Raw genomic sequence first — 23846 nt, 5'->3', positions numbered from 1 at the left:
ATCCATTGGGCCATTCGGACCATCGGATTAGTTCGGAAATAATCATGCTTCCCGAAATCGGCTTCCGCGCTATCCGGTAGTCTGATCACCTATTTGTCAAAGGACTGACATGGCGCGCCGCCCGACATTTTTCCTATCGTCTACGATTTATGATTTTCGCGATCTTCGCAGCGCAATCAAGTTTAGCCTCGAAGAAAGGGGGTGCCGGGTCTTGGCGTCAGAGTTCAACGACTTCGGTGGCACTCTCGATCAGCATAGCTATGAGGCATGCCTCACCAATATTGAGCAGGCGGACTTTTTCGTTCTGTTGATCGGGGCCCGGGTTGGAGGCTGGTATGACGCTGCGAACCGCGTCAGCATCACCCAGCAGGAATATCGCACCGCGTATGACCTGCATCGGAAGGGCAAACTTCGGTTGGTAACCTTCGTGCGCGATGAAGTTTGGCAGCTTAAGGAGGAACGAAGGGAGCTTGCGCGCTATTTGACCGAGCTTGAGCTGACAGACAGTGAACGCAAGGCAGTCGTGAGGGCACCAAGCAAATTTGCGAACGACGCCGAGTTTATTTCAGCCTTCATTGCTGAGGCTGGCCGCAACACAGAAACCAGCCGAGCTGTCGCGTCAGGCGGACCCAAGCCAACGGGGAACTGGCTGCACCGCTTCCAGAATTTTCGCGATATCCATGACGTTCTCGGACCTCTCGCATTTACGGGTCTGACCTCGGAGGAGGCTGCTTACCGCAAAGCATTGCAGAATGAACTTCTGATCGTCATGAGCGGCCTTTGCGCAATGCATAAAGGCAAAGTCCTTGATCTTCGCAACGCGCTCAAAAAAGGGCTCGATGCCAATCCGGTAACGATCGAAATGCGTGACGAGGATTCGGTGCCGGTCGATCTCGAGAGTTGGGGCAAGTTCACAACAATCTTCATTCAGGCGCTCGGTCTGCGATTTGACACGATCGTCATCGATGACGCGCTGACATCGACTATCTTCCTCGACTACGATGCCGAAGGCGGTGAGTATGTTCAGAGCCCCGCTTATGACGCTTTGTCGGAGTTGCTGGACGAGATCCGTCGCTTCAATGCGCAGAACACCACCGAGAATCATTCGGTCATCTTCGAGACCACACCGCGCGCTTTGGGCGGTTTGAAGACGGGCACTATCGAGCTTCCAGCAATGAAGGTCGCTATGGTCAATTCAATTGCACACCGGTGGATCAACATCGGTAACCTAGCGCAATCCTTGATCTTTCATCTTGAAGGCAATCCCTTCCAAATGCCAGACCTGATGCCATTCTCACCCATCGTCGGCTTCGAAGAAGCTATTCAAGCCGAACGAGTGTCGGTCGCCGATCTTCGCAAAGCGATGGGTCTGCGTACCGCGAGGCGCGAGGAAGTTGACGAGAATTAATCGGAGCGCTGAAAAGGTAATTTCGTAGCGCGATCCCATCGCGCGTAATATGAACCCCAAAATACTCACTGCGGGTGAGGCAGCAGTCACGTCCGCTAGTGTGGACGAAAATGTTCCCCTTCCGCTCGATCTTGGGATCGCGCAGGCGACAGCGGGACTACTCCCACTCAACTCTGCAGCTCGCGCGACTAGCTTGTAAATGCTTTTGTGTAGCCAGTTAAAAACTTCGACGCGGTGAAGTTATGGCTGTCGAGATGCCCGGCGATTGCCATGTGATCATCATAACGCCCGAGAGAAGCTACTACGCGGCCGAACGACCGAATTCCCTGCCGCAGAAGTTCAAGCTTTTCGTTTTCGATGATCCGCATGTCAGCCGACGGCGAAGCTTCTTGCTGGAATCGATTGACGGGCTCGATCAGGATCGGTGTGTGCGTACACGTGCCGTCGTAGTTGCTCTGAAACCACGACACGGAGCCTAGCAGCTGATTGCAATGGTCTTTGGAGATGAGCCGTCCGTCATTCTTCACACCGCTTTTGCACTCAATAACATAATAATGCAGGCCACCCACCGCCCAGAGGTTGTCCGGACCGCCGTCGCGATACTCGTTATCGGGGCGCTGAGAGCCAAATCCGACGAGCGAACCGAGGTCGCGAACGGCAGCTTCGAACTTGTCGGTGTTGTCCTCATCCCATCTCAAATCCTCGGCGAGGGCATTTGTGAAGAGTATGAGACCGTTGGGGTCGACGAATCGCGACGCCATGAAATTGCCGCTCGCTGCCGCCTGACTTGCCGGCGCCGAGATACGGACATGCTGAATTCCGGCGAGCGGCTTTATTACCCGGCGGTTATCGCCGACCGCTGACAATAGTGTGGCCTGCGCCGCAACTGGGTCCCGTAGTTGAATGACTTCAGCGAGCTGTTGCTTAAAATAGCCCCTGACTGCCGGGTTTGCCTCGGCGTTCACCATCTTCTGCAGCTTCTCTTCCGCCGGCTTGAATTGAGAGGTGGTTAGCAGGTCAAACGCCTGGCGCTGGAGTACGATCGACCCTGCGATGCGGCTCGGAGGCCCTTCGGGAGCGTGCGCGAGACGTGAGCGCCCGGTTTGCCACCATTCGGGATTTCTGTTGATGCAATAGTCGAGGAGGGGGCGAAGCGCGCTCGCCGGTTGGCCCTTCACCTGCTGAGCGACCTCTCGACCAAGTTTTATTTGGGTTAGCGTCGCCGACGTGAACATATCCTGCGCGTTCGGTTGATTGATTTTTTCCGCAAGACGGCTGCCCAGCAAGAGGACTGCACATCGGTCTTCAGAAGATCGCACGCCACGACCCATTCCCTGTTCGAGCTTTTGGATCTGCCGAAGGAGAACGATATCGGTTCCTTCAAGGGCCGCCGCCTCTATTCGGCTTGCGAGCCCGAGAACGTCCGGGAGCCCGTCGATGATCAGAAGGCGGCACGCCTCTTCGGGGAGGTCGACGCCATCATATCGGTTTATCAGTACGGTTATGCCGACATGCTGGCCGCTTTTTAGTCTGTCGATCCCCGCTGCGATCGATTCCGACTTCAAAGTTTGGCCGGCAACATCGGCCCAATATGTAGCTCTCTTCTCCGACGGGACGATGACGGTGACATTTTTTGTAGTTGCGACCTCAGCGGCGAGCGCCTTGATTTCGTCGTCAGTGATTGCTCCATTAATCTCCTGGGGAACCAGTATCATCCGATCGCCGATTTCTCCAGCTCCCCTAGGCTTGATCGGATCGATAACAAGCGTCGGGTCCGCATTCAATTTTGAGACGAGAACTCCGTCGTCGGCCAGGGTCGCAGTCATGTATATCCGGCGACGAGCATTGCTGAACGACGGAATTCTCTCGATGGGGACGCAGCGGGGCGAGATCTCCAGACCTCTCCCGCTCATGACGCATTGGCAATGCGCCAGGACATCTTTCAAAAGCGGCCATTTAAATCGAAGATCGTCGTCATCACGGTGGGGGTGGAGGACCTCGAGAACCCGCTGCCGCTTATCGTACCACGCCCAGAACGGGACTAGCATGATAGAGTGAGGGTCCTGGGATTTTAGCTCAATTAGTCCAACTTCAGATTGCAGCCGCAAATCGTCTTCGAAAATCGCCAAAAGCTGGTCAAAAACCGGGTGGGATGCGGTGAGAGTGATTGAAAACTGATCATCCACGGTGGCAAGGCATGCGTGAGCATCATCAATTACTACTGATCCGATGGATTTGCGGACGCTACCCACCCCGAAGACAGACCTGCCGTTCACAAGCCGATGGATATTGACGACAAGGATCGCTCGGCCGGAAAGAAATGCAATATCGTCCGGGTCGTCGGTCGCATCTATTCCCAAATCTCGCGCCTCAATCATGACCTGATGAAGCAGATAATTGTCGGGGACTACGTAGACTGCGGGTGATATGCCTTCGTTGAGGCAGCTCTGAAGAGCCAGGAGTCCAACTAGCATCTTGCCCGACCCAGTGTTCATTTTGATCGTATTGTCACGCCGTGGTCGAAGTTCAAACCATTTATCGAGCACCTCGCCCTGATTGGCGGATGGGAATTTGAATCTCGGATGCCGGATCAGCGTTGTGAAAATCTTCCGCGGTTCGAGAACAGGAGTTCCATTTCCCCCGCCGCCGGCCAGTGCCCCAAAATCAAGCATTCATGTCTCCGATTCGTAGATTGGATTTTACGAGGGATTGATAGCTGAGCACGATATACTTTTAATCGGCATCATTGCCTGTTTCATTAGATTACACCTTTTCGGGTCCGATGATCCACACTGTCTCGTGGACGACTTTGGCCGTCGCTGTCTGGCATCTTCGCATTCTAAAGAAGGATCGACGTCTCGATCTCGATAAGGCCCGGATTGGCCTCTGCACCTGGCGGCAGACTTTTGAAGTCCCCTTTTGCGCCCCCTGACTGCGCCTCAATAAGCGACGCGATCGGCAGGCTTACCGTCTGGCTTGTCGATAGTCCGTTGCCCTGGTGCCGATAGAGGAGTCGTTTTTCAGACTTGTGGTATGGCGAGAGCACTGCAGACCCGCCAAAATGGCCGGTATTACATACTACAATGTTGCAGTAGATCATTCGCGCCAGCGCCTCCGCGGCATGCTCGAAGGAAGAAAGATCGTTATTGTAGGCAATGACGAACAGGTTCTGAATTCGCAGCCGGTACATCGCTACGCGTTCCAGATCGAGAAAATCGTAGCAGATCGCGACCGCGAAACGTCCGAACGGTCCCGCTTCAAATAGCCAGACTTCAGGTGTCTTCTGAAATTCGTACCCCAGCTTCTTGAGAAACTGATCTTCACGCCAAGCGGGATAGGTTTTGCCCACATAGGATATAGTCGTTCGCGTCGACCGATCGCGCCGCCCCCAGCCGTCGGGCACGATCACGGCAGCGCGGTTCACCACCTTCTTCGTCGGATGCCTCTCGGTGACATGAAAGTCCATGCCTGCGATGATGATCGCATTGGTCTGCGCTGAAATGCGTCTGAGGCGTTGGAGGAAACCCGTGGGCACGGAAAGCTCCGGAAGCAAGATTATGTGCGGGCGCGGCTTTTCGAGCGAGAGGGAGGCCACATGCTGCTGAATCTCGGCAATTACACGTTCTTCCTCGTAACGGGTCATCTGCACGCTCTCGGTCCATGCCGAGGTATTCTCGATGGTTGTCTGGATGATGCCGACGCGGAGCGCATCTTCGAACGAGGTAAGGGTCATGCCTCTAAATCCGGAATCGCGACGGCATTCTGACTTAACTGAATGATGTTCATCGGGATGAGCTGCCGCGGCGCATGGTTAAGAACGGTGAGCTGGTTGTGCTCGAGTACGGCTTGCGCATTGGCAACGGCGACCTTCAAATCCTCGATGTCGCGCAGCAAAGGCGGATCGTTGCGCGTATCGGTGACGACGGCAGTCGTCCGGTCGCCGAAAAACGCCCAAGGCGCTCGTTGGATAAGTCGCGTCTCTATGCTGCGAGGAAGCGTGGCCGCTTCAATGATTGCTTGCGACCGCGAGGAGATGATCGCCTCTTCGAGACGATGGCGCACGAAAGCTGCAATGTCGCGCTCGAGGCCACGAACATTCCACCACGCGGGGAGAGAAAAATCCTCTGTGACAAGACCTAGTAGAAGCAGGCCACAGCCTCGCAACTGATAGGTCCATCGCTCGGCGGGATCGAGATTGGGCCCGCTGAGCGGTTGGCGTCGGTAGTCTTCGATTTTTTGAGCGACGACCGCGAGTGGTGCGCTTCTGGCGTGGGCATGCCACGCCGTCCAGGTCCAGAGGTCCGTGTTTACAGTCCCCTTGCCCGGCCCTTCGGTCCAAGCGCGATCAAGCAGAATGTTCGCCGGGTGCAGTTCATCAAGGTCTGCAATGCTGCCAGTTCCGAAGCTCGTTACGTGATCGAGGAGCCGCCGAATAATTTCGAGCGCGGTCCATTCGCTCGCACGCGGGTCCGACGTCTGTTTGTTGGCGCCAAGGAAGGCGGTCCACTCCTGAAGCGACAGGAAACCGTCTATCCCTCGACGTTCTTCTTCATATGCTTTCACGCTGAGACCTGCCGGACTGTTCTCGATTGCCAAGGAGCCTGCCACCGCAGGAGAGCGGCGATGATCGAGAAGCCAGCCTGCATCACTCACGGTCAGCTCGCGCGGCGGACGCGTCCGCAAAAACTCCGCAGCGTGAGGAGGCAGTTTTTCAGGATGCTTGCGCAAATCGATCCAGTCCAGCAGCTCCGCAGGATCATGACCTTGGGCTGAAATACGCCATGCCAGAGAAGGCTCGCGCGCGCGTCCAAGCATTTCGAGATAATGGACCCAGACACCGATCGGCCGCCCCGTAGCATCCTTCCAGGAGGCCGAATCCGAAGTCAGCCGCGGCGCGGCGATCGCATCCGCGAGTACGGTCATGCGCGTTGCGATGGGGGCGAATCCTGACTTTCGTGTCGAGGCAGCGAGCGCGAAAGCAACCGCCGCCTGCAACGCCGCCAGCGCGCTCGCGTCGCAGCAATGCCGCTCGCGCGCACTCGCCAATATCGCGCGGACCGCCTTCACCGATTTGCCGTTGCCAGCAGCAAGGAGGAAGCGCCGCGCTGCCACCCGCTCGCGGTATAGGAGACTCCGGTCCCCGACGTCGAACGCTGCTGCGGCGATGTTGGTCGCGAGCGCTTGAAGTGCGAGCGCGGAAAGATATTCGGCGGTTGGTCCGTGCGGGCCTTTAGATTGCGACTCGATCCAGCCGAGTGTATCGGTAAATCCGCCATGGCCCGTCATTCGGCAGTAGCGGAAGAGGCGAAGAAGGAGGCGGGCCCGGTTCGGATGATCGGTAAATGCGCGCTCGACTAGTTTGAAATAATGGCCGATCAACCTCTGATAGCGCTTGAGATCGGCGCTCGAGTGTTCGGTGAGTTCCGCTTTCGCCCCGGCGAAAGCCTCGGCGTAGTCTGGCGTTTGCAGTTCAGGCTTAACCGACTGCAACCGGCTGAGCTTGCGCCACGCCTTGACGAGATCGGGAGAGGGACTGAAGGCGACCGGGACGAGTTGTGCGATCTTACCCGCAGCGAATGCAGCGCGGGTGTCGGCACGGATCTCGGTATCGGGCATGCTGGCAAGAAGTAGCCATTCGAGTTCGCCAAGCCGTTGGGTGCGCGACTGTTCCGGCAAAATATCGAAATCGGCGTTGGCGAGATCTGAAACCAGCGCGAGTGTCTTGGTAATGAGACGTACCGGCTGAGCGCCGTCAAGTTCAGCCTCCTTGGCCACCTGTTTCGTCACCGCCGAGTCAGCGCTCCCAGCGATGACCGCGGCGAGCCTCTCAGGCTCATATTTGCTTGCCGATATCTTGGCGCCGATGTCGTGGCGGTTCAAGATCGCTTCATAATCTTTGATCCACGCGACCAACTCTTCAAAATCGGGCGCGAGAATCGCATGGTCATCTACGAAGCGGAAATGGGCGATATTCCGCTTAAGAAGCAGCGCGCGTTCCACCTCGTCATCGATCGGCAGCATAGCGGCATTCGCTAAAAGTCCCGCGACCATCAACCCGGTGGGGATGTGCGGGAATGCGCCTGCTTGTGTTACCGGCTGGACGAGTTCGTCGGCAAGCCGACAACTGGATTTTTCCGAGATCGTGAACGAGAGCATCTTCGAAAGCAGCGGCTTAAGCCAGGGGTCGCCGCTGAACCCGTCGAGATGGCTTTCAAAGGAGCGCAGGATCGACTGAGCGGTGATGGAGGGATAGAAGCGCTCGAGATCAAGCGAAGCGTGGAACAGCATTTTGCCTTCGAGCGCAGGCCAATAGTCCGGGAAGAGATAGGCGGGTCTCTCTTCATATTGCAGCGCATGTCTTTCAGGCTCGTCGAGGAGTTCCGGGTCGCCGATACCATCCACCATGGCCCGCGCCGTGAGCGACAAATGTCTACGAAACAATGGCCAACTGTGCTGGAATTTGCGATACAGGCGCCCGCTCGAATGGCGATATGGGCCGATCTGGAGCGTATCGCTTCCGCCATGCTCTTCCCACCAGGCCGCCTTGTATAGCCGGTTGCCATAACTCCATTTCGGCATCTTATAATCGAGCGTCGGCCCGATGACGTTAGCGATGGCAAGCCAAGCGACTTGGTCGCGCACTGCGATGTGAAAAAACTGCCGCATGCGCGGTCCATTTTCGTCGGGCTTTTTGGGCTGCGGAAGATGCGCAAGCTCCGTCAACTGGTAAGCCCCGCTCGCAAGATCGCGGCCAATCAATTCGAGCTGACGCTCGATATCGAGTTCAAACTCCGCAATCTCGCCGAAATCGACGAAGCCATCAGCTTCGAGATAGAGGCGCCGGGCCTTCCGCCACGCCCAAGCCATGTTTTCGGGGCTGGTTATGAGGTCACGATAATTACGCATGATGACCGCGCTCTTGCACGAGATGGTCGTTCAGATCCTTGCCGGCTTTGAAGCGTTGGATCGTGACAAGCACACCGTAGCTGAGCAGCGTTTCGCGCGTGCTGGTTGCTATGCGTGCGCCCGATGTATCTTTGTCAGGCAGAATATACACGGTCTTGTGCCGCAGCCGACGACAGATTTCCGAGGAAAGCGGAGCCGAGGTTCCTGGCAAGCCGATCGCAGTTAGTCCCAACTCATGTGCGGACAACACATCTATCGCACCTTCGACGAGATACACTTCGCTGACACCTTCGATTGCATCGAGATTGAACGGTATTTTGCTGATACCGCCAAGCCCCATCCAGCGTGGCGTGCGACTGTCGAGCCGCCTTGACTGGAGAAAGAGCGGAATTCCCCGGTCGCAATGCGCGAACAGTAAAGCGTTGTGTGGAAAGCGAAAATAGCCACGCGCCGTCAGCAAGCCGGATGCGGCGACACGTTTCGCGCCGAATTGATCGGTGAGCGCCCGCAAGGTCGCCGCGGGATTGGCGATCTGCGCAACCCGAAACAGCTCCGCCGTCGCAGAGCCAATGCAACGTTGCGCAAGATAGGCGCGACCGGAAACACCAATTGGAGAGTGGGTGAGAAGCGCCTCATATATCTCTGGATCCGCGGCCGCAGAAGGCGTCGCCGACGGGGAGCGGATTGGCTTTGCCGGTAGTAAGGGCGCTGCATCGGCCGGCAGACCGAGGAGCCAGCGGCATGCGTCGGCATTGCCAACCTTTTTGTACGCAGCGACAAACTCGATCACCGATCCCTTGCGGCCGCAACCGAAACAGAGAAACAGATTTTTCGATGAATCGAGAGAGAAGGATGGCGTATCGTCGGGATGATCCTCGAACGGACAGCGCTGTTGGCGCTTGTCTACCAGGGCGGCGCCCAGCAACTGCGCTGCGCTCAGAATGGGGACCGATTTCGCTGCGGACCAGTCGAGGCGGGGCCGGCGTGCAGCCATCCTCAATTGCGAACCAGTGAGCGGAAGCGGTCTCGCGCGCTCATGCGGAGTACCAGCGCCTCGGGATGCGTCTCATGGTTTGCCAGAAACGCAAGTTCATCTTCGACAGCGTCAGGATCGACATCGCGCCACCAAGCGCGCGGATAGCCGTTTTGACCATCGTTCCATCGATAACCGCGGCTTTTCAAGACATGGCGCGCGTCGAACGGAGCACCCTCCGCATAAATCCGCGCGGCCGGGCGTCGTGCGGCGTGTAGAAGGGCGGCAAAGCCGGTGCCTTCGGAAACTGGCAGCGGCTGCGACAAAATGAATAGGAGCGCTTCGCAATCGGCGATTGCACGGTGCGCATCGTGAAAATAGCCAAAATGCCCGAGCAGATTCTCGAGGCGGTAACTACTAACGCCCTCCGCTTTCCAGTTGATGTCTGTTGCTGAGCAGGCCCAGGGAAGATTGGCGAAGTTAGCGCTTAGGCGCTCGGAAAAGGGGCGATCGAAGGCAGCATTGTGTGCGATGACAAGGGCCGCCTCCCTGACGAACTCGGTAACGGCATCCGGATCGATGGCTTGACCGCAAAGATCTCCCTCCGTCAGGCCTGTCAGTCGAGCAATCTCATCGCTAAGCGGCGATTCCGGCTGTTGAAATGCCTGGAAACGATCGACGATCGGGCCTATGCGCCCGTCCGAGCCAAAGTGGAATTTGACCATGCCAAGCTCGATCACTTGGTCGAGCTCGTGATCAAGCCCCGTGGTCTCAGTATCAAGAACGATGCCTATATGTGGAAGAGGACCTTCAGTCTCACCTGAAGTAACATGGGACGGAACGCGACGAAGCACCCGGTAATCGCCCGAGTTTTCGAGCGACTTTGCCATATTCTCTAATTTGTCGCGTTGCGTCACGAACCCTCCCCTGGCGGCTGGTCGCATGCTGCGCTTCGCGAAGCAAGAGCCGGAACCAATTGTTCTCGGCCTCCTAAATCGGGCATAATGACTCTTTAACTCAATAAGCGCCGATCCCGCTTCAAGGCGAATTCGGTCTCAGAGGTATCCGTACCGTCGCGCAAAAGCGGTTGTTAGAGACAGATGCACTATCCCATATGTTGCAAGCGCGTTTCCACGATCGACGAAAATTCGCTTATATTTTCCGCATCGAGCAGAATGACGCCGCTGCTTGCAGCGACATCCAGCGCCGCCTTTGTAAATCCCCCCGTGCCAATCACCGCCGCAAGGTCCGCGCGGTAATGCGTCATGCCCGTAAAGGCCTCCTGCACCGACTTATTGCCGATCGGCTGCTGATAGCGTTTGCATTGAACCGCGACCATTTTTCCGCCGCGCATTGCCTCGATATCGACGCCTTGGTCGCCCGTCGATTTGCTCACCCGAACTGCCCAGCCTTGAGCCTCTATCCTCGCTGCGCACCAATGCTCAAAATCAATCCCATCAAGCGGCATCGCGAGCGGATTTAGGCCTTCGGCAAACCAGTCCTCGATAAAATTCATGCAAGCCAGCAGCGGGACGCGATTGTAGAAAAATTGAAGATCCTCCGCTTGGAAATAGGTCCGGAGGAACTCGGCGAGCTCGGCGACATAATCCGTATAATCAAGGTCGCCGTATTTGTTCCGCCCCTTGGCGCGCGCGCGGAGCAAGAGCGGTTTCAAATAGTCTCGCTTCTCTTCGAGCTTTGCGAACAGCGCCCGCAGATCGGCCTTGCGCCGCTCTGTGCTCGTCTCGGTCAAAAAGGTCCGAAGATCAAAACCGGCTTGCGCGCAGAGGCTATTCAGCCCTTGGCGCTGAACCGCTGAACAAAAGCGCTCAAGCTCCGGCCGATTGGCGGCATGATCTTGGCCCGTGACGCCGAAGATTAAGGTATTGAAGGCCCCGCTTTGACAAAGCATGTTGCAGCCCTCGACCACCCGATTGACGCCAACCTCGATCCCCACCTGCGTGAAGGCGGGAGGCGCTTGGATGATCTCGTCGAAGCGCGCCGCATTATCGGGCGTGATGATTTCGTCGGGGAAGCCAGCCATGTTTGCATAAACGGCTGCCAGGCGGACGCCGCTGCAGGTGGTGAGCAATATGCCTTGCGCAAGGACATCATGCGGAAGCGTGCTCGGCTTTGCCTGTTCGGACTCCGCCGCTCCGGCTTTTCTCGAAAACGGCCACATCGAAATTCCTCCCCAGCCGATCCTCTGTCAACCTTATTTGGCCATACATGGCATCAAATTACGCGAAGATATAGTTGGAGGCTGCGACAGCAATTAACCTGACCTGGGCTTAAAGATGTTGGAACGGAGCGGCCATATCTCTTCCTTTCGAAAGCGCTAAGAGCGGATCATTTCGGAATGGCGCACCCGGGCGGCTGAAGCTATCTCCTTGCGCCTGATGAAAGACGGGGCGGGTAGCAACATCTTATGATCGGTGAATTCCGGGAGGCGCATGAATGACCGCGCGCGTTCGCCCTCACATACAAAAATCGATCGACCAGCTCGAAGCCCTATTCAAAGAGGGGCAGGATGACGCCGCTCTCCTGCGTGCGCTCAAAACCGAGCTCGGCCACCGCGGGACCCAGCGCGCCATCCGCCTCCGCGCCCTCGTCGACCAAGCGCTCGCGGCATTAAAAGAGACAAAGGAAGCGAAAAAAGCCCCGCCGCTGCGAGCTGCACCTAAAACGACGCCGGCACCCGCTCCGCGGCCAGCCGCTCGGCCCGCGCCGACGCGCGCTTCGCCGCCGCCCGAAACACCGCGGCCAGTAAGCCCGCCCACAGCCACTCCGCCACCAACGCCGATGGCGCGTCCTCGGACCGCACCAGGTGAACGCGATGCTCCAAGCGCGATCCTCGCCGCCTGGACCGCGCTTGAAGCCCTCTCGCCGCAAACCTATCGCCGCGCCGAAGACCTTGTCGGCGGCGATCGCCGCTGCGTCGCAGCCCTCGACGATGCCGCGCTCCCCTGGATACGCGGCGAACGCTCGCGCCCGCAGCGCCAGCTCTACTACCAGATCCTCTTAGGCTCGGTTCCGATGGACCGCGCCGAAGAAGATCTCATGCGCGCCTTTGGTGAAGATGAAGCCATGCGCACCCGCCCTGGCGAACAAGCCGCTATCGCGGCGATCATCGTCGATCGCGAAGGCCGGCCGCTCGACGAAGGCGGGGTTGCTATCTCAAGCTTTGCTTGGGCGCTCCCGCGCGCCCTTTCGGGCGATCTTGCAGGACTTGGTAGCTGGGCGGACGTCGAAGATGGGCTCGTCAGCCGCCTCGCCGAGCTTTTTCGTAAACCCGACCGCGAAGGCCGGTCCGAGGTGATGACCGCCGACACCATCCGCGCGGCCTTTGAATTTCTGAAGCAAGATCTCGCTCTTCCGGCCCATCTCGCCGAGCCCCCGCGCCACGCCTTGCGCATCTATCATTATTACCGCGCCAAAACGCCGCCCGAGCCCATCCTCCTCAATAGCTTTTTCCTCGGCGACCTCGCGCGCGCCTCAAAAAAAGCGGCTAATGGCGGGCTCCCCCGCGGTCTTCGCCAATATCTTGGCATCGAGCGCCCCGACGCAGCGATCGACCTCTTCACCGACAAGACCATGCTTGAACGTGCGCTTGCCCCAGGGCTCACGCCCGCCGCGCGCTGGCCGACACCCGGCGGCCATTCGCTCGTCACGCTGCAACAGGCCGCGGTCAACCTCACCCGCGCCGAGCTTGCGCAAAAGGATGGCATCGTCGCGGTCAACGGCCCGCCCGGCACCGGCAAGACAACGCTATTGCGCGATCTCGTCGTCGCTAGCGTCATCGACCGCGCGACCGCCATGGCTGTTTTTGCCGAACCCGCGGCCGCTTTTACGCCCTCGGGCCAGAAGATTGGCTTTGGCGGCGGATCCTTCTTGCATCTCTACCACCTCGATCCCTCACTGCGCGGCCACGAGCTTCTTGTCGCCTCGAGCAACAACAAGGCAGTTGAGAATGTCAGCCGCGAACTGCCCGCGCTCGGCGCGGTCGCCGAAGGCACGCCGGCTTATTTTCAGTCGATCAGTGACTTTCTTCATACCGGCCGCGCAGCCGCTGAGGCCGGAGAAGAGGATGCCGCCGCAGAGCGGCTCGAGACTTGGGGATTAATCGCTGCTGTGCTTGGCAATGCGCGCAACCGCGCCGCCTTCCAGCAAGCCTTTTGGTGGGATGAGCAATGGAGCTTTCGCCTCTATCTCAAAGCCGCAAAAGGCGATTCGGTTGTCCAAGAAATCCGTGACGACGCAGGGAAACTCATCGAACGCCGCACCCCCGCGGTCATCCTCGCTGAAAGGCCGCCAAGCCCCGAAGAGGCGGCGCGGCGCTGGAAAAAGGCGCGACGCGATTTTTCGGCGCTCAAAAAGGAGGTCGATAGCGAGCTCGCGGAGCTCGAGGCCGTACGCAAACTTTGCCTTCAGCTGCCCGCTAAGCGGGCAGCGCTTACTCGCCTCGAAGCCGACCTTGCCGAGACCAAAGCCGAATATCGCGCCAGTCTCGAACGCGAGCTCAGTGCGCATGCCCACCGCGGCGAGGCGGAGAAGCACGCCGCTGCCGCCGCCGCCGCGCTCGCCGCCCATTTTGAAACGCGCCCTGGCTTTTTCGCGCGGCTCTTTCGGACCGCGGGCTTTCAGCGCTGGGTCGAAATCTACCAGCCGCTCCTCGCCAAAGATAAAAATGCACGCGGCGCTTTTGAGCGCGCCGACAAAGCGCATCTGTCCGCAAACACATTGCGCGCAGCGGCTGGACGCTGCACGGCGACGGCTGAGCAAGCGACTGCTGCAGCGCGCGCCGAGGTTGTGGCGCTTGCCGCAGAGATAGAAACCCACCGCACCCGGCTCGGCGGCCGACTCGTTGATCATCTCTATTTTGCAGCCGGGCATGAGGCGATGCATCTCAGCGCGCCCTGGATGCCCGATAGCCTTCACCGCAAACGCGAGGCGCTCTTTGCTGCGGCCTTGGCGCTCCACCGCGCCTTCATCGACGCCTCGGCGCAGCGCCTCTCGCATAATCTAGGCGCGCTCATGGATATGATGAGCAAAGGACCGCCCAGCGATCCTGAAAAGCGTGCGCTCCTCGGCGATCTTTGGTCGACGCTCTTCCTCATCGTCCCGCTCATCTCGACGACTTTCGCCTCGGTTGAGCGGATGCTCGGCGCACTGCTGCCCGAAAGCCTCGGCTGGCTTCTTGTCGATGAAGCCGGCCAAGCCTTGCCGCAAGCTGCGGTCGGTGCGATCCTTCGCGCGCGCCGCTCAATCATCGTCGGCGATCCCTTGCAGATCCCGCCCGTCGTAACGCTCCCCGAGAGCCTCACGCACGCGATCTGCGATTATTTCGGGGTCGATGAAACGCGCTGGGCGGCGCCCACCGCGTCCGCCCAAACGCTTTCCGATCGCGCGGTGCGCTTCCAGGCGCGCTTTAAAACAGCCGAGGGCGATCGCATGGTGGGCATGCCGCTGCTCGTCCATCGGCGCTGCCGCGAGCCAATGTTCTCCATCTCCAATGATCTTGCTTATGCCGGGAAAATGGTCGCCGGGCCCGTCGCCGATAAAAGTCCGATCGGCGCCATCCTGGGGACATCGCGCTGGATCGACGTCGATGGCGAGGCCAAGAATAAATATTGCCCCGATGAGGGCGAGATCGTCGTCGCAATGCTACGCGAACTTGCGGCTGCAAATCTCCTCCAGCCCGACATTTTTGTCGTCACGCCGTTTCGGATCGTTGCGCAGGAACTCCGCCGCCGGATCGAGGCTGAGCCTGGACTGCTCGCCCAGTTTGGTGTCGAGCCTTGGCGGTGGGTGAATGACCGCGTCGGTACAATCCACACGGTTCAAGGACGCGAGGCCGAGGGGGTCATCCTCGTCCTTGGAGCCCCTGCCGCTGCGCAAAGCGGCGCGCGAAGCTGGGCCGGTGCGACTCCGAATATCTTCAACGTCGCTGTCTCGCGCGCCAAACAGCGACTATATGTCATCGGATCGCACGGCGCCTGGAGCGGCGCCGGATATGCCAATGCGCTTCGCGTTCTTCCCGCCGAGCGTATGAGCGTTTCATCACGCCCAAACTTCCGCTTTTCTCACTTCAGACCTAAAAGCTGACTGACCGCAACCGGCCATTCCTGAGGTTAATTTACAGACTGCAGACGACGCGCCGGTTTGCTTCCTGTGACGTGGAACGCCGATAAACAAGATTTAGTCGGCTGCTCAAATGCCAATTCAGGATTAAGGCAAGATCGCGACTGGTATGCCGTCAGGGGTGATCTCGTAAAGTTGTCTCATTTCCGCATGGCTAAGGCCAATATCACCGTCGGTCTTGTGTCTGCTCCCGACATAGCGGGCCATGGGTTCGAGTGCTCCGTAAATGACGATGCCGCCGCCTGCCGATCTCCCCCGCTTCGTTGCATAAGCGCGATCGGCGGCATTGGGATAGGAAATGCTGAGTGTGGGAAGGTCGCGCGGATCCGGTTTGGGCCTGACAATGACATACTCGCCTTCAGGAACCATTCCATCGCCATCGAAACGTTTGCGCCCTGCTGGCGCGCCGCCAAGATCGATGTTGAAATAGGTGACCAGCTCATCCTCGCCAGAATAGGCGGTCAGCCAGCCTTGGTGTTTGACGACGACAATCCGATCGGCTTTCGAGCCTGTAGGTAATGGCGTTGGTTGGGGCGCGCTACAGCCGGCAAGCGCGAGAAGCGGAACAGCGAAGAACGAGAGAGCGCGCATGCGGCCCCATCGTATAAGTTTGTGCTCCAGGCGCAAGCGACACGACTGGTCACTGCACGTCGCGCACGCGGCGTCCTGGCGAATGTCAGCTATTTTGGAGTGCCGACCGAGAGCTGCCTGTCTCAAAGCGGCCAGTTCGACGGATGGGTGGGCGAGATTTCAGGTGAATGTTTGGCGCGAGTGGATGCCGACCGTCCGCTGGCCTGTGAACACACAGGCCAGCGGATGACGACGCTAGATCGCAAACCTGACATGGCCATTTTCATCGATAGGCCAGTCCGGATTCCACGCTATCTCCCAAGCGTGATCGTCCGGATCGGCCACATATCCTCGAAAACCGCCATGGGGCGGGGCGTCTGCCGGTCTGATGATACGCCCGCCCGCCTCGACGAGCTGGTTGATCGCGCTTACTACCTCCGCCTCGCTGGGAACATTGTGCGCCAACGAAAAGGCGCCCGGCGAGGTAAGACCGGATCGGTTCATGTCTTTTTCAAGCGCCGACTTCTCGAACGTGCCAAGCACGAAGCCGTTCATCTGATAGAAGATGATGTCTTCATTCTCGAAGACAGGCATCCAGCCGAAGCCCTCGACATAAAATCTACGGGACCGCGGCAGATCACTGATGCCAAGTGTGATGACGGAAATCTGGTGTTGCATATCCAAAGCCTTTCCCTCGCTGCCGCGCCATTGCGACAACGTTCCAGGTCTTGGGACACGACGCCGCAGCGAAGGTCAGGGCCCGCTTGCGCGGGGATCGGGCTAACCGCACCGATCTCCCCTTTCTCGACGGATAGTTTTTAGCGACGCCAAACTGGGGCGGCAAGGTCGACGATCGGTCGTGTTTCGTCATAGCGCGAGAGTGACAGCTAATGTCCGCTACTCCAGCCTTCCAAAGCCGACCGACCGACGTGGGCCAAAATGTGCGAATGCTGGCGGCGTGGGTGCTGCTGCATCTCTGGCTGGTGGCTAGGTCCCGAACGACTCCAGTTAGAATCGGATCGAGAAATCGGCCTTGAAACCGTGCTGCCGGCTTTCGTTTGCGATTTGGCCGCTGTACGATGCGCCGATCGTGGCGGAGCCGCCAATCCCCAAGTCGAGGCCGGCCTCGATGAGGGCGGCGTCGTCATCGATCGGCAATCCGGCGACGGTAAAGGTCTCGCTCCCGGCGAAGCGATGGATCGAAAGCGGCAGGACATCCCCGAAGGCGTGACGCCATCCCACCGAGCCGCGCGCCTGCACCTTCACCTCGCCGATCGAAAAGACGCTCGCCGCGCGAACGCCGAGGGTCGTCAAGCCGGTCTCGGTCGTCCCGCTCTCGCCCGTCAACGCCGCTGCGCCGCCATCCTCGACGAAGACGCTGCTTTCTTGGTTTACATAGGCAAAGCCCGCGAACGGCTCGAACGAAGTCGTTCCGGCATCGATCCGGTAACCCGCCTCGGCAAAAGCCTGGCCCGTCGCCGCTCCATAGGATGCACTCGCGCCGTCGGCGAAACCCGTGAAAGCGATCGCGCGGTCGGTGCGAATGTCGTGGAACGTATAGGTGGCCCCCAGCCTGACACCGAGAACCCCTCGCTGGGTGCCGCCATAAATGCCCAGATGATAATTGCTGCTCTTGCCCGATGATGCGCGCCCGTCGGCGTCGAACGTCGAACGGCTGTAGCCGCCCAGCAGGCCGATGCGCCAATCGGCGAAGAGCCCGTCGACGCCCATGAAGAAGCCCCCTTCCGAACGATCGAGCCCGGCGGCATTGCCGTCGCTGTCCATGTCGGCCCATGCGCCAAAGGCGTGACCCCATCCGGCAAAGCTTTGAACTCCCGCCGCGGCGGGCGCCGGTCCGCCCTCCTGATAGGCCACGACCGGCGCTGCGGAGGAAGCGACAGTCTCGAACGCGGCCCGCACCCTTGCCGTCGCCGCTTCCCGAACAAAGCGGCTATCCTCGACCAGCGCCGTTTTGGCGGACCCATGAATTTCGCCGGAAAGCCGGTCGAATGCGACGCGGGCCATATCTTCATCGAGCTGCACGACCGCGTCATAGATCGGCATTCCGAAACCGAGGCTTTCCAGCCCCCCGGCGGTGGCGATCTGGTTGCGGGTCTTGCCGATCTCGGCAAAGCTTATGTCATTACGCTGAAGCGTTACTGTGACGGCATAGGCGCCATAGCCGAGGGTCGCATCGAGAAACGCGAAATCGGACGACACGGCATCGAAGGTCCCCTGGATCCCGCCGACCGCGGTGAGGATCGTGTAGGTCGCGGTGGGATCGTAGGTCCCGTCCGCGCCGATATGGACGACCGAGCCGCCTTGCAGGAAAGCCTTGCCCGATGCGGCGATAAGGTCGCTGCCGGCGCCGGTCGGATCGACCTCGACTGCATAGATCGAGCCGGCGGCGAAGGTGATGTCGCCCGCAACCGTCAGCGTCCCGATGGAGTTACCCGGCGCGATCGTCGCCCCCGACGCGACGAGGGTCGTGCCAACCGTTCCATTCCCTCCCAGCCGCGCACCGTTCAGCACATGTAGCGTGCCGCCGAGCGCGCCTTCGACCTGCAAGGCGCCTGCACGAATCTCGGTCTGCCCGTCGAAGGCCAAGCTGTCGCCCGTCAGCCGAAGCGCGGCCGCCCCCTCCTTGGCGAAGCGCCCCTCGCCTGAAATCACGCCCGAATAGGAAGCATTCTCTGCCTGTTCGAAAGTCAGGCTCGCTCCGGCACCGAGCGCGGCATTGCCGGTGAAGCGGTCGCCCGCGCTGAACAGCCCGCCTTCGTCGATCGACCAGTCAAGCGCGGACGTCCCTGCCAGGGTCAACACGCCAGATCCCCTTTTCACCACCACGCCCTTGCCGCCGCCCAAACCGGCGATGGCGCCGTCAAAGCGCGCGTTGGCCGTCTGGTCGAATATGACCGTGCCGGCGTTGGCGATGTCCCCCTTGATTGCCGTCACATCGCCGACCAGCGCACCCGCCAGCACCAGCGTATCACCCTGATAGCTGTTGTTCCCGGTGAGGATCAGCGTCCCAAGATCATTCTTCACCAGATCCGACGTCCCGGTCAGGTTCGAAGCGATCGTTGCGGTATAGCCAGCGCCCGTCGCCGTGCCGTCGCCAACCCTGATAACGCTTCGCCCATCGGCGCCGGCAAGCTCGATCGCATCGCCTTCGAGACGATAGCCGTCGGCGGCGAACTGCATCCCGGCGGCGCTGACCACCCCGTCCGCGTCATCAACCGTCACCGCACCTGGCGCAGCCTGAAAAACGGCGAAGCCGGGTTGCGGCCGCATCGGCCCGTTGCCCGTACCGTTCGCATGGGTCCAATTGACGCTCGACGCGTCCCACACACCCGCACCGCCATCGACCGAATTATTGTTATGCAGCGCGGGATCGCCGCCGTCCCAGAACAACAGGTCGACCCCCGAAAGCGAGACCAGGTTCACCTGTTTGGCGGCCGCAGTCTGAACGATGAGGTCGGACGGCGCTACGCCGCCAGGCATCGCGCCGATAACGAGCCCCTGGTCGTCCAATATGCCGCTATAGTCGATCAGGCGATAAACCCCGGCCCCGAAGCCGCCCGCGTCGGCGATATCGAGCGTGCCGTCCAGCGTCAGGTCGCCTGCGACGTCGAACAGCGCGACATCGCCCGGCGCACCGAGCGCCACGGCGATCGTCGCGCCGCTATTCAGTTCGAGCGCGCCGAGCGCCAGCGTCTCACCCTGAACGCCAGCCAGCGTGCCGCCCGAAGCCACGGTGACGGCGCCGCCGACCGCGCCCGCGCCCGCGAGCGTGCCGCCCGACCGAACATCGAGCCTCCCCCCAAGCGTTCCGTCCACCCGCAACGTGCCCGCTGCAACGGCGGTGTCGCCGGCAAAGGCGGCGCTATCGCCGGTCAGCGTCAAAATGCCGCCGCCATGTTTGATGAAGACGCCCGCTCCCGAAAGTGCGCCCGAATATCCCAGGCTGTCGCTGCGATCGAAGGCGAGCGTGCCGCCCGCCCCGACCGCTGCATCGCCGACGATCGCGCCTGTGGTGCCGCCGTTGCCGATCGACATGGTGCCGCCGTCGACGGTCGTGAGGCCGGTGTAAATATTGGCACCGGTCAGGGTCAGTGTTCCGGCGCCGGTCTTGACGAGGGAGCCGCCGGTGCCGCCCGCCGATCCCCCGTCCTGGATGACACCGCCAATGATGTCGTTCTGCCCGAGCCCGCCGAGCGTCAATGTCCTGGAACCCAGATAGACGTCGCCATTGCCAGATATGGAGCCGATGCCGATTCCTGCGGTCGTCAGGCCCGAGATTTCGATCACGCCGCCTGTTCCGTTAACGATCGAGGCTCCGTCAGCCGTGCTATTATCGAGGAAACGCGTAAAACCGCCGCTGCTGTTGATGATCGTCGCCGCGCCGGCCGTGGCGCCGCCGTAGAACGCAAGCGTCCCGCCCCCGCTGTTTCTGATGGTGGCATTGCCCGCGGTCGAGCCGTCGTTGAACGAGGTACCGCCAATATCATTGGCGATCGTCGCGTCCTGCGCGGAAGCGGTATCGTAGAAATTGATGCTGCCCATGTTGTCGACCATGGCGGCACCTGCCGACGACGACTGGCGGAAGGCGAGCGTCGTTCGGTTGGCTATGGCCAGATTGTCGGCACTCGCGCTGTTCGCAAAAGCCAGATCGCCGCCGTCGATCACGACCGGGCCCGTGCCGAGCGCGCCCGTGACGGCGGCCACCAGATTCCCCTGCAGGACGGTCGTGCCGCCTTGATAGCTATTTGTGCCCGACAGGATCAACGTGCCGAGGTCGGTCTTCGTCAGCGATCCGGTGCCGGTCAGGCTGGACGCGATCGTGGCGGTATAATTCGCTCCCGCGGGGCCACCGATGCCGACACGGATCACGCTTTCGTCGCTCGCCCCGGCCAGTTCGATCGCATCACCTTCGATCACATAGCCATCGGCTGCGAACTGCATGCCCGTGACGCTGATCGCGCCGGCGCTGTCGTCCACCGCCACCGTGCCCGCCGCTCCCTGGAACACGGCGAAGCCCGGCATCGGCTTCATCAGGCCATTGAGCTTTCCGTCCTTGTCGGTCCAGTTGGCATTGGCAGCATCCCAGATTCCGCCTCCGCCGTCGATGCCGCCATTGCTGTGGAGTCCGGCATCGCCGCCATCCCAGAACAGCAGATCGACGCCGACCGCGCTGATCAGATTGATCTCGCCATCGATGGCCGTCTGAACCGAGAAATCGCTGGCTGCGATACCGGCGGGCGTCCCGCCGATCTCCAGCCCCCGGTCGATAAGATCTCCACCATAATCGATCAGCCGGTAAATGCCGGCGCCAAAGCCGCCGGCGTCGGCGACCGAAAGCTTCCCGTCCAGCGTCAGGTCGCCCGTCACGTTGAACAGCGCGGCGCCGCCGGGCGCGGCGAGCGCGGCATCGATGGTCGAGGCTTCGCCGAGGGTCAAAGCGCTCATTTTCAGTGTCCGGCCCTGCCGGCCGGTCAGATGGCCATCGGCGATCGTCACGGCACCGCCGATCGTTCCGCGGCCGCCGAGGCTGCCGCCGCTGGCGACACTAACCGTGCTGCTGCCGTCACCAAGGCCGCCCTCGACGAGCAGTTGGCCGCCCGAGACGAATGTCCGTCCGGTGAAGCCTGAACTGTCCGCCGCAAGCCGCGTCGTGCCGGATGATATGTTGAGCGTGCCCGCCCCACTGATCACTGGCGCAAATACATAGTCGGCCTCGGTGTGCCTGAGATTGAGGGTGCCAGCGCCTGCACCGAACGCGACCTCGGACGCGCCAAGCGTTCCGGCGGTCGTTGGAGGCTGACCGATGGCCGAGCCAATGTTCAGGATGCCCGCGCTTCCGGCAACGGCGGCGATTCTAACCTGCGACGCTGTAACGGAACCGCCCTCGGCGATCGTCAACGAGCCGGTGCCTGCATTGCCGACGTAAAGGGTGGAGCTGCTCGTCCAACCCGACCCGGGGCCTTCGACCGTTACAATACCGTTCGACCCAGCATTGCGGCCGATGAAGCCAGCCGTGCCGGAGACCACTCCCCCATCCGCGATGTCGAGAACGCCGGCACCGAACGTGCCGACGAACACCTCGTTGCGGTTCGTCCAGGTTGACCCCGGCCCGGTCACCGTCACCTTTCCCGAGAAACCAGCGGCATAGGCGATAGCGCCGACCGCGTTGGTCACCGCGCCGCCATCCGCGATGTTCAAGGTGCCCGTCCCGGCATAGCCGACAAGGAGGTCGGCGCTGTTCGCCAACGTCGAGTTGGCACCGGTTACGGATACCGTGCCGGTTGAATCGGCACCGTGCCCGATGAAGGTCGTCGTGCTGGTCGCTCTGCCGCCTTTGTCGACGGTCAGCGCGCCCTTTCCGAAGAAGCCGACAAATGACACATCGCTGTTGGTCCAGATCGAATTCTCGCCGGTCACCGTTGCCGTGCCGATGCCATCCACCCCGCTTCCGAGGATGGCTGTCGCGCTCGTGACCCGGCCGCCGGCCGCGACGGTCAGCGTGCCCGTACCGTCACCGCCGACGCCGAGCGTGCCGTTACCGTGCCAGGCCGCGCCGGTGCCGGTCACGGTCACGCTTCCGCTGGAGTCCGTGCTGGAACCAATGGTCCGGAAATCCTGGGCAACGGCCGCCGACGTCGTGGAAACGATCCCGCCATCGGAGATGATCAGTTCGCCGGTCCCGTCCCGGCCCACCTGCATCGCATTGCCGAGGTTCCAGACCGAACCCCGTCCAGCGACGGTTACGGTGCCCTTTGACCCGCCAAAATATGCGATGACGCCCTGATTGCCGGTGGTCACGGCGCCCCCGCCACCGATCTCCAGCCTGCCAGTACCGCCATAGCCAACGATCAAATTGCCGCCGACGTCGAAAGCGCCGCCGCCGGTGACGGTCACCAGACCCACGCTGCCAGCATCTTCGCCCACTATGGCCTCCGCGGCAGACACCAAGCCGCGATTTTCAATGCCCAACGTGCCGTTGCCCGACGCGCCGACAAAGAGGAAATTATCATTTGTCCAGCGCGACCCGGGGCCGCTCACGGTCGCGATTCCGGAGGAACCCGCATATTCGCCGAGAGTGCCGTTGGTGCCGACGTCCACGCTCGCGCCGTTCGCGACGTTCAGCGTGCCGGAACCGAACATGCCGACATAGATGCTGCTGTTGTCGCTCCAGTTCGAGCCCGCGCCTGTCAACGCCACCGTTCCAACGGCGCCAGTATAGACGCCAATCTGGCCATAAGAACTCGTTACCGTACCACCACCTGTCACGGTCATGGTGCCGGCACTCCATTCGCCGACATTCAGAACCCCGTCGACATCCCAATTTGGTGACGTTGCCGGAGAAGGATTTACATCGCCGAAAGTCGTCACTGTCGCCGCCAGCACCCCTGAGTCCAATGCGCCGGGGATACCGGAACTGCTCCCTAGCCCTTCTCCCGGAACCGTCGGCGTTCCCGCCCCGCCTGCGTCGGCGCGAGCACCAGGAAAATAGGTGATGCCACCGTCATTTATGACGCCCTGCGCGGATGCCGGCGTAGCAACGAGCACTGGTGCGATCCAGCCAAGCGCCGCCGTCGCAAGGAGCGCCGGTCGCAGGGGGCTATTACGCTGGCCTGGCTTGCTGCCGACATTCTTCCGCGATGCTGAGGACAGCGGACGCCGGAAGACTTCCGCTGCGATGCTATTTTCCCCGGTACACATAGTTGATCCCCCGATTTCTGGTTCCGGGAGACGCTCAGCAGCTCAGCACGCTCGAATTTCATAGCCCGGTTGATTCGGCTTCTGGCACGTTTCGCACCGGGGGTTTTGACCGCAATTGCGGCACGGACT

11 protein-coding genes are annotated in these 23846 nt (G+C 60.6%); 2 read left to right on the top strand and 9 right to left on the bottom strand.

Annotation, left to right across the window (positions count from 1 at the left end):
* Positions 1–109: 109 nt before the first annotated feature.
* Positions 110–1408 carry a DUF4062 domain-containing protein gene (locus VSX79_RS07020; protein WP_326914982.1) on the top strand — a complete coding sequence of 433 codons (1299 nt, stop codon included), beginning with the start codon at positions 110–112 and terminating at the stop codon, positions 1406–1408.
* Positions 1409–1596: 188 nt separating this feature from the next.
* Here the strand turns inward: VSX79_RS07020 and VSX79_RS07015 are convergent, their stop codons facing one another.
* The 6 genes from VSX79_RS07015 to VSX79_RS06990 form a co-directional block, all read right to left on the bottom strand.
* On the bottom strand, positions 1597–4080 hold the full coding sequence (locus tag VSX79_RS07015; RefSeq protein WP_326914981.1) for a helicase C-terminal domain-containing protein: 2484 nt from the start codon (positions 4078–4080) through the stop codon (positions 1597–1599).
* A 167-nt stretch (positions 4081–4247) separates the two neighbouring features.
* On the bottom strand, positions 4248–5141 hold the full coding sequence (locus VSX79_RS07010; RefSeq protein ID WP_326914980.1) for a hypothetical protein: 894 nt from the start codon (positions 5139–5141) through the stop codon (positions 4248–4250).
* Positions 5138–8314 (bottom strand): RNA-directed DNA polymerase, encoded by a 3177-nt coding sequence (locus tag VSX79_RS07005; protein ID WP_326914979.1) that lies wholly within the window; start codon positions 8312–8314, stop codon positions 5138–5140. Before VSX79_RS07005 ends, VSX79_RS07010 begins: the two co-directional genes overlap by 4 nt.
* Entirely contained in the window at positions 8307–9308 is a 1002-nt protein-coding gene (locus tag VSX79_RS07000; protein ID WP_326914978.1) for a CHC2 zinc finger domain-containing protein, read from the bottom strand. The genes VSX79_RS07005 and VSX79_RS07000 overlap by 8 nt, the downstream gene beginning before the upstream one ends.
* Positions 9309–9310: 2 nt before the next feature.
* Positions 9311–10204 carry a 3'-5' exonuclease gene (locus tag VSX79_RS06995; protein WP_326914977.1) on the bottom strand — a complete coding sequence of 298 codons (894 nt, stop codon included), beginning with the start codon at positions 10202–10204 and terminating at the stop codon, positions 9311–9313.
* 188 nt (positions 10205–10392) lie between these two features.
* Entirely contained in the window at positions 10393–11469 is a 1077-nt protein-coding gene (locus tag VSX79_RS06990) for a restriction endonuclease (RefSeq protein WP_326914976.1), read from the bottom strand.
* Positions 11470–11744: 275 nt separating this feature from the next.
* Here VSX79_RS06990 and VSX79_RS06985 point away from each other — a divergent pair, with 275 nt between their 5' ends.
* On the top strand, positions 11745–15392 hold the full coding sequence (locus VSX79_RS06985; RefSeq protein WP_326914975.1) for a DEAD/DEAH box helicase: 3648 nt from the start codon (positions 11745–11747) through the stop codon (positions 15390–15392).
* Between the two features lie 123 nt (positions 15393–15515).
* Here VSX79_RS06985 and VSX79_RS06980 read toward each other — a convergent pair whose 3' ends face one another.
* From VSX79_RS06980 to VSX79_RS06970, 3 genes are all read right to left on the bottom strand, one after another.
* Positions 15516–16019: a L,D-transpeptidase family protein gene (locus tag VSX79_RS06980; RefSeq protein ID WP_326914974.1), complete on the bottom strand. Its 504-nt coding sequence runs from the start codon at positions 16017–16019 to the stop codon at positions 15516–15518.
* Positions 16020–16253: 234 nt separating this feature from the next.
* Complete coding sequence (locus tag VSX79_RS06975; protein ID WP_326914973.1) at positions 16254–16676, bottom strand: VOC family protein; 423 nt, start codon at positions 16674–16676, stop codon at positions 16254–16256.
* Between the two features lie 330 nt (positions 16677–17006).
* A complete protein-coding gene (locus VSX79_RS06970; RefSeq protein ID WP_326914972.1) occupies positions 17007–23291 on the bottom strand; it encodes an autotransporter domain-containing protein in 6285 nt (2094 codons plus the stop codon).
* Between the last annotated feature and the right edge of the window lie 555 nt (positions 23292–23846).

Origin of the sequence: Sphingopyxis chilensis, assembly GCF_035930445.1 — a bacterium.
In the GTDB taxonomy this organism is placed as follows: domain Bacteria; phylum Pseudomonadota; class Alphaproteobacteria; order Sphingomonadales; family Sphingomonadaceae; genus Sphingopyxis; species Sphingopyxis chilensis.
This window is presented reverse-complemented; position numbering and strand designations above follow the sequence as displayed.